Below are 7,095 nucleotides of genomic sequence, written 5' to 3' on the forward strand. Positions count from 1 at the left end.
CCTATCTCAATTTGATGGTGGTGATGGGCCTCGGCGGACTGTGGCATGGCGCCGGCCTCAACTACCTCGCGTGGGGACTGTTGCACGGCGCCTTGCTGGTGCTCGAGCGGCCGCTGCTCGCGGGCCTGCAATCGATCGACTCGGCCGTGTTCCGGGCGCTGCGCATGAGTTGTGTTTTTCTATGCGTCAGCATGCTCTGGATCTTCTTCAAGTTGCCGAACTTCGATCACGCCATCAGCTATCTCACCGGGATGTTTGCGGCGAGCACGAATCCAACTCCGCCGAAACTGTTTTACAATCTGGCCTTGCTGTATTCCCTGCCGGTGATGATACAGCATCTGTCTTTCGGCGCGCTGGTCGAGCGCCGGCTGCGCGCCGTGGAGCCCTTTCTGTACGGTGCGATGGTCGCGCTGATGTATCTTGAGGCCGGTCCCGAAACCGCATTCATCTACTTTCAGTTTTGAGCCCGCGGATGCAGCCGATATCCGCCGCTCAATGGTTGGCAAAATGCGCGCTCGGCGCCGCGGCGCTGCTGGTTGCCTGCGCCATGGCGACCGCCTGGTTCGGCAACGGCCTGCAACTGCCATCGACCACGACGCGCGATGGCACCCTGATCACATTGAATCGCTATGCCAGGGAGCCTGTTCCCGACGTGGTTCTGGTGGGTAGTTCGCTCGCCTTCCGTCTCAAGGAGGAATATTTCGCGACGCGCAGCTTACGAAATCTGGCGCTGGCGGGCGGATCACCCGTCACCGGACTGGAGATCGTTGCCAACCGGCCGAGCCTTCCCAGGATCGTCCTGGTTGAAGCCAATGTCTTGTCGCGGCCAAGCGAGACGGCTTTGGTCGAGAGGTATTCAAGGCGCGGTAACGCCGATCCGCTGTTTTTTCGTCCGATCAGGACCGCGATAGCGGCCTACGAGAATTGGCTTCACGCGCCCCTCACGCATGAACAGGCCGCTGCTGCCCTCAGCCAATTGCTAAAGCAGCCGCCCAGTACCTTCGACAACCGGATCTATCTGGAGCGTGCCCTGCAACAGCAAAACGCCGATGATCCGACGCTCGCCGTGCGGACCAATATAAGCCGAATCAAACAGTTGATGCCGGCGATCGAGCAAAGGGGCGCGCGGCTGTTGCTGTTCGAGGTGCCCTATTCGGAGCAGATTGACGGCTCCCGATCGGCAACAATCACCCGCGAGATCGCTCACGCCGAATTCGCCGATGGCCATCGATGGCTGCAGATAGATCCGGCGCGAAGCGAGTTGCGCTGGGCGGACGGCGTTCATCTGGACGAACGTTCCGCAGTGATCGTCGCGCAATCGATCGACCGCGCACTCGCCGCACTCTCTGCGGCCCCGTAACGGTCTGGACCGGCGTTTTCCCAAATGCAAATCATATAGATGCTTGCGATGCTGCGCTCCCTCTCCCGCTCTTCGCGGGGGAGGGTTGGGGTGGGGGCGGCTCCGGGCGCAAATTCATCGATCAGCTATCGCGGCCACACACTTAACCAACACCGCCGATGCCGCGCCCCCACCCCGCCCTCCCCCGCGAAGAGCGGGAGAGGGAGCGAGAGGCCAATGCTCGTGGTGCGAAATGATAGGTTTGACGGAATCGATTCTAGGCGTCGGCAGGCTTGAGTCGCCTTGACATCGGATAAACCGAAGCTGCGCCGAATTTGCCATCCGCCGGACCCGCTTCCGAATATCCCCTGGCGAGGTAGAAGCGCCGCGCGGTTTCGGTGCTGGCGAGCGTGCAAAGCCCAAGGCTTCGCTCGCGCGCGCGGGCTTCGAGGGCGCTCAGCATGGCTGAACTGACCCCGCGAAACCTCACATCCGGCGAAACATAATTCAGCGTGATCTCTCCGGCGTCGGTAATGCATCCAACGGCAATGATGCTGTCGTCCTCGACGGCAACCAGCAGCGAGTTGCCCGGCTTGATCCAGGATACGAATATTTCGGGTCTTTTGTTGCTCAACCAGCGCTGCAGAATTTCCGGGTCATTGCGGTGATCGGCAACACATAACTCCGCGATCGACCGTCGCATGACCTGGCAGGCGGCCGCAGCGTCTTCCGGAACGGCATCGCGAACTTTCATTCCAATATCATCCGCTAAAGCCCGCCGGCGAGCAACCGGTGCGGCCTGGAGAATTCATACAGTGCGAAGGTCGAGTCTGATGTACAGGATAGGCGAGGTCGACGGAAGTGACGAAGAAATAGCCGAGACGCTGGCAGACCTTCATCGTCTGACGTTCTTTAAGGCCGCTGCCGTGCCGGAATTCGATTCCGGGCACTGGTGGCTGGCCAGTCACGGGACGATACCGGTTGCCTTTGCCGGGATCGTGCCTTCGACGCGCGCCTGCAACGCGGGGTATTTCTGCCGGGTGGGCGTGCTGAGGCAACATCGGGGCAATGCGCTTCAATTGCGGCTGATGCGCGCGCTGGAAGCGCGGGCGCGGCGTAATGGATGGCGTTGCATCATTTCGGATACAACGGATAATCCGGCCTCCGCCAACAACTTCATCCGGGCCGGCTATCTTCTGTACCGGCCGCCATGTCCCTGGGCTTGGCCGAATACGTTGTATTGGCGCAAGTCAATCAAATGACGCGCCGCGGTGCACAATTCCCTGTACGCCTGCGAGCTGTTGGCGCCGCAGCTTGCGTATTGCGGCGAAATTGGCAATCGGAGGGAACTTGCAAAGGATACTTGTGGACCTCCGAACATCGACCCTAAAGTCCTGGTCTGCGTTCGCGGGTCTTGCCGGTCGCCGCTAATCGATATCGAAAGGGAACTGTCTGATCATGTCCGCCAGACCGCAATTGCCGGATCGCGTGCCACGCGCGAAGGGCGCACCGGTTGCCCTCGACGGTCTCAAGGTGGTGGATTTCACCCGGGTCGTCGCCGGTCCGGCCTGCACGCAGACCCTGGCCGATTTTGGCGCCGAGGTCATCAAGATCGAAAACCCCGACGGTGGCGACGATACCCGCAGCTATGAGAATGCCGATCTCGCTGGCGAAAGTGCTGCCTTCGTCAGTTTAAATCGCAACAAGCGCAGCGTCGCGCTTGATCTCACCGTGCCTGAAGCGCGCGACATCGCGCGCGATCTGATCGGGCGCGCCGATGTGGTGGTTGAGAATTTCTCCGCCGGCGTGATGGCGCGGTTTGGCCTCGATTATGCCTCCGTTGCATCGACCAACCCCCGGCTGGTGTACTGCTCGATCTCGGCCTATGGCCGCGAGGGACCATTCGCCGCGCGCTCGGGCTTCGATCCGATCACCCAGGCCGAAAGCGGATTCATGTCGATGAACGGCTTTCCCGAGGGGCCACCGGTACGGGCCGGTCCGCCGGTGATCGACATTGCGACGGGCATGTCGGCCTGCAATGCCATCCTGCTGGCGCTACTCGCCCGCGACCGGCTCGGCCGCGGCCAACATGTCGAGGTCGCGCTGTTCGACATCGCGATGGCGATGACCGGATTTTACGGCATGGCCTATTTGATGAATGGGGTGAACCAGAGCCGTTTCGGTAACTCCCCGAACGGCTCCGCCTCGATCGGCATCTATGATGCGGTCGACGGGCCGTTTTATATCGCCTGTGCCAATGACCGGCTGCATCGTCGTCTCGTGACCGAAGTGCTGGCGCGGCCTGACCTCGCCGCCGGACCCGAATACGCCAGCCGGCGCGCCCGCACGGCGAACAAGGACAGACTGCGCGCGAGCCTCGCCGCGATTTTTGCTCAGGACCTTCGCGAAAACTGGATCACGAAGATGAAGGCGGCCAACGTGCCCGCCGGCTATCTTCGGACCATTGAGGAGGCATTCAATTCGCGGGAAGCGCGCGCACGCCATCGCCTGGTTCAGATCGCGCACCCTACCGCCGGCTCGGTCCCCAACATCGAAACGCCTTTGCAACTCGGCTTGACCCCGGTTGTCGACCCCGTGGCGGCGCCGTTGCTGGGCGAGCACACCAAGACCGTGCTGCGCAAAACGCTGGGCTACGACGATGCTCGGATCGCAACACTCGCCGAGGCCGGCGCCTTCGGCGTGAAACGAGACGGCGGCTGACTTAGCCGGCTCCGCGCCAACAATTGTGATGATGCTGCACTCGCCCGGTGGCCTTATGGCCATCGGGCGTTTTTTGCGTTCTGACAGTTGAGAATCGGCTGCGCTGCCGCCGTTTGGCGGTCATCTTTTGAGGCTGTCGGCTCTAGCCGGACAGCAGCCCGCCATGCTTTGATGCGGGAAGAGTTGAACAGAAGCCGGCAGGGCGGTCAGCGGCCGGCGCCGCCGGCAAAACCAGCCAAAGGGAGGATTTGCCTTGGAAAAGCCGGGCCGTTCGCTGCTGGCGAAAATCTGGGACCAGCACGTCATCGCGGGGATCGGCGATGATACCGATCTTCTTCATGTCGATCGGCATTTGCTGCACGATCTCGGCGGGTCGCGTGGTCTACTGGATCTCAAGACCCGCCAGCTCTCGGTGCACAATCCGGAGCTGACTTTCGCAACGCCGGACCATGCCATTTCGACCGCGCGCGGGCGAACCGGAACGATCAAGATCGGGCAGGAACTATTGGCCGCCCTGCGGGTCGAAACTTCCCTCAGCGGCATCAGGTTGTTCGATATCGACGAGCCCGGTCAGGGCATTGTCCATGTCATCGGACCGGAACTCGGCCTCAGCCTTCCCGGCAGCCTGATCGTTTGCGGCGATAGCCATACCTGCACGCATGGCGGGCTCGGTGCGCTCGCGTTCGGGATCGGGTCGAGCGAACTGACGCATGTGCTGGCCACGCAGGCGATCATCCAGCGCCGGCCGAAGGCGATGCGCGTGATGTTCGAGGGCAGGCTTCCACTCGGCGTAACCGCCAAGGACATGATCCTGGCGCTGATCGGCCACATCGGCGCCGCCGGCGGCACCGGCTACGCCGTCGAATATGCCGGCAGCGCCATCCGCGACATGCCGATCGAAGGCCGGCTCACCATCTGCAATCTTTCGATCGAGCTCGGCGCCAAGATGGGCATGATCGCGCCGGATGAAAAAACCTATGAGTATCTTCGGGGCAGGCCTTATGCGCCGGAGGGCGAGATGTGGGAGCAGGCCGTCAGTGCATGGCGGAAACTTCCGAGCGATGCCGACGCCGTGTTCGACAAGGAGGTCGCAATCGATGTCCAGAAGATCATTCCGCAGGTGACGTGGGGCATCAGCCCCGAGCACGTCATCGGGATTGATGGCCGTGTTCCAGATCCCCTCCAGATTGCAGACCCGGACCGCCGCGCCGCGATCGAGACGGCGCTCGACTATATGGGTCTTATGCCGGGAGCCCCGATCATCGGAACCCCCGTCGATTGGGTGTTCATCGGGTCATGCGCCAACAGCCGGTTGAGCGATTTGCGGGCCGCCGCCGAGGTGGCGCGCGGCCGCAAGGTTGCACCCGGCGTGCGCGCATGGGTCGTGCCGGGTTCGGAGACGGTCAAGCGGGAGGCCGTTGCGGAAGGGCTCGACAAGCTTTTCACCGATGCAGGTTTCGAATGGCGGGAGCCCGGATGCTCGATGTGCCTGGCCGCCAACGGCGAAACGGTATCGCCGGGGCAGCGCTCGGTCTCGACGTCGAATCGCAATTTCATCGGACGCCAGGGGCCGCGGGCCCGTACCCATCTGGCGAGCCCGGCGACGGCGGCGGCAGCCGCGATAGCCGGCGCCATCGCCGACGTGCGAACCATGGAGCGCTAGATGCCGCAACCCTTCACCAAATTATCGGCGATTGCGGCACCGGTGATGCGCAGCAACATCGACACCGATGTCATCATCCGCATCGATCGCATCGTCGGCAATGCGGTTCGCGGCCACCTCGGAAAATGGGCGTTCGGCGCGCTGCGCTATCTGCCGGACGGCTCAGAGAATCCCGAATTCATCCTGAACCGCGAACCTTACCGGCAGGCCGAAATCCTCGTCACCGGTCCCAATTTCGGCTGCGGCTCTTCCCGCGAGGCCGCGGTCTGGTCGCTGCAGGAGATGGGGATCCGCGCCATTGTCGGTTCAGGCTTTGGCGATATTTTTTACGCCAACTGCTTTCAGAACGGCATTCTTCCGATCGTTGTCGACAAAGAGATTGCCGACGGCCTTGCCGCGGAGGTCGAGAGCACCCAGGGCGCCGGTCACATCGAAGTCGATCTGCAAGCGCAGACCGTTACCTCTCCCTCGGGCAAGCGGCACGGTTTCGAGATCGATCCGCGCCGGCGCGCCGGTCTGCTTGAAGGTCTCGACGAGGTTGAATTGACGCTGCGGCGCGACCACGAAATTCGCGCCTTTCAGGCAGCTGACCGCGTGGAGCGGCCGTGGATCCATTTCGCAGTGAAATCGATATGAACAGTATGTCCAATATGATCAAGGTGGCCGTGGTCGGCGGCGAGGGCATCGGGCCGGAAGTGACGGCGCAGTCGCATCGGATTCTCAATTGGTTCGTCAGGCGGCGAAACCTGCCGATAGTTCTGCGCGAGGCGCAGTACGGCGTTGTACCCTATCTGGCGACGGGCAAGGTGCTGCCCCAGGACACCGTCGAGGCGATGGATGAAGCCGACGCGATCCTTTGGGGCGCGACCGGCGGACCGGAGACGAAACAAGTTCCGGCCGCGGCGCGCAAGGCCGGCAGCCTGCTGACGCTGCGCGGCAAATATGATCTTTACGCCAACCTGAGGCCTATTGTCGCCAACCCGGCTCTGGCCGAGTCAGCCCCGCTCAAGGCAGAGGTGCTGCGGGACGTCGACTTCGTCATTATCCGCGAACTCACCAGCGGTATCTATTTCGGAGAGCCGCGCGGCATCGAAACGCTCCCCGACGGGCAGCGTCGCGGCTTCAACACCGAGCAATATACCACCAATCAAGTCCGCCGCGTCGCGCGAGCAGCGTTCGAACTGGCGCGCAAGCGAAAGGGCAGGGTCTGTTCGGTGGACAAGGCAAATGTCCTGGAGACCAGCGTGTTGTGGCGCGAGGAAGTCATTGCCTTGCATGCGGCTGAATTTTCCGATGTCGAACTGAGCCACCTCTACGTCGACAACGCCGCCATGCAGATCGTCCGTCAGCCGCGTCAGTTCGACGTGATGGT

7 protein-coding genes and 1 pseudogene are annotated in these 7,095 nt (G+C 62.4%); 7 read left to right on the plus strand and 1 reads right to left on the minus strand.

Annotated elements, in window-relative coordinates:
- Both ABSG20_RS25165 and ABSG20_RS25170 read left to right on the plus strand, forming a co-directional pair.
- A pseudogene (locus ABSG20_RS25165) lies at nucleotides 1-464 on the plus strand (hypothetical protein); the annotation flags it as partial.
- An 8-nt stretch (nucleotides 465-472) separates the two neighbouring features.
- Nucleotides 473-1,360, plus strand: a complete 888-nt coding sequence (locus tag ABSG20_RS25170) for a hypothetical protein (RefSeq protein ID WP_423867202.1) — start codon at nucleotides 473-475, stop codon at nucleotides 1,358-1,360.
- Nucleotides 1,361-1,616: 256 nt separating this feature from the next.
- Here the strand turns inward: ABSG20_RS25170 and ABSG20_RS25175 are convergent, their stop codons facing one another.
- Nucleotides 1,617-2,093: a GNAT family N-acetyltransferase gene (locus tag ABSG20_RS25175; RefSeq protein WP_423867203.1), complete on the minus strand. Its 477-nt coding sequence runs from the start codon at nucleotides 2,091-2,093 to the stop codon at nucleotides 1,617-1,619.
- 79 nt (nucleotides 2,094-2,172) lie between these two features.
- Here ABSG20_RS25175 and ABSG20_RS25180 point away from each other — a divergent pair, with 79 nt between their 5' ends.
- From ABSG20_RS25180 to ABSG20_RS25200, 5 genes are all read left to right on the plus strand, one after another.
- On the plus strand, nucleotides 2,173-2,601 hold the full coding sequence (locus ABSG20_RS25180) for a GNAT family N-acetyltransferase (protein ID WP_423867208.1): 429 nt from the start codon (nucleotides 2,173-2,175) through the stop codon (nucleotides 2,599-2,601).
- A 196-nt stretch (nucleotides 2,602-2,797) separates the two neighbouring features.
- Nucleotides 2,798-4,060 carry a CaiB/BaiF CoA transferase family protein gene (locus tag ABSG20_RS25185; protein ID WP_423867204.1) on the plus strand — a complete coding sequence of 421 codons (1,263 nt, stop codon included), beginning with the start codon at nucleotides 2,798-2,800 and terminating at the stop codon, nucleotides 4,058-4,060.
- Nucleotides 4,061-4,313: 253 nt separating this feature from the next.
- Nucleotides 4,314-5,723, plus strand: a complete 1,410-nt coding sequence (gene leuC / locus ABSG20_RS25190) for a 3-isopropylmalate dehydratase large subunit (RefSeq protein WP_423867205.1) — start codon at nucleotides 4,314-4,316, stop codon at nucleotides 5,721-5,723.
- The gene (leuD, locus tag ABSG20_RS25195) at nucleotides 5,724-6,359 is read left to right on the plus strand and encodes a 3-isopropylmalate dehydratase small subunit (RefSeq protein ID WP_423867206.1); all 636 of its coding nucleotides are present in this window, start codon (nucleotides 5,724-5,726) and stop codon (nucleotides 6,357-6,359) included.
- A partial coding sequence (locus tag ABSG20_RS25200; protein ID WP_423867207.1) for an isocitrate/isopropylmalate family dehydrogenase occupies nucleotides 6,356-7,095 on the plus strand: 740 nt, incomplete at its 3' end. The genes leuD and ABSG20_RS25200, both read left to right, overlap by 4 nt.

Origin of the sequence: Bradyrhizobium sp. (assembly GCF_049512235.1) — a bacterium.
Lineage (GTDB): Bacteria > Pseudomonadota > Alphaproteobacteria > Rhizobiales > Xanthobacteraceae > Bradyrhizobium.